Raw genomic sequence first — 620 nt, 5'->3', positions numbered from 1 at the left:
CCTTTGTTTATGTCTCAGCGTTTATGTTGTGGTCAATGTTGGCGTTTCCTTTCTCGTTTTCCTTGCTTCAGAACTTGCCTTGAAGCGGTAGCTGTCGTTACCGGTTTCGAGGATGTGGCAGCGGTGCGTGAGGCGGTCGAGGAGAGCTGTTGTCATCTTTGCATCCCCGAAGACCTGCGCCCATTCAGAGAAGCTGAGGTTGGTTGTGATGATGACGCTGGTGCGCTCATAGAGCTTGCTGAGCAGGTGGAATAGCAGTGCGCCGCCGGATGAGCTGAATGGCAGGTAGCCGAGCTCGTCGAGAATGACCAAGTCGACCTTGGTCATCATCTCAGCCATCTTCCCGGTTTTGCCTAGCACCTTTTCCTGCTCCAGCGCATTGACCAGTTCCACTGTCGAATAGAAGCGGACTTTACGCCTGTGATGTTCGATGGCCTGAACGCCGATGGCAGTCGCGATGTGGCTCTTGCCAGTACCGGGGCCGCCGATCAGGACAACGTTCTCTGCATTTTCCATGAACTCTCCGCGGTGCAATTGCCGGACAGTGGCCTCGTTGATCTCACTGGATTTGAAGTCGAAGCCTGCGAGGTCTTTGTAAGAGGGGAAGCGCGCCACCTTGG

1 protein-coding gene is annotated in these 620 nt (G+C 55.0%); it reads right to left on the bottom strand.

Translation table 11 applies throughout. The annotated features are described in order from the left end of the window. Positions 1-21: 21 nt before the first annotated feature. A partial coding sequence (gene istB, locus ACR0ID_RS20465) for an IS21-like element helper ATPase IstB (protein ID WP_480608447.1) occupies positions 22-620 on the bottom strand: 599 nt, incomplete at its 5' end.

The sequence above is a fragment of the Ruegeria sp. AL2 genome, from assembly GCF_056540845.1.
Note: the sequence above shows the minus strand (reverse complement) of the source record. Positions and strands in the feature narration are given on the sequence as shown.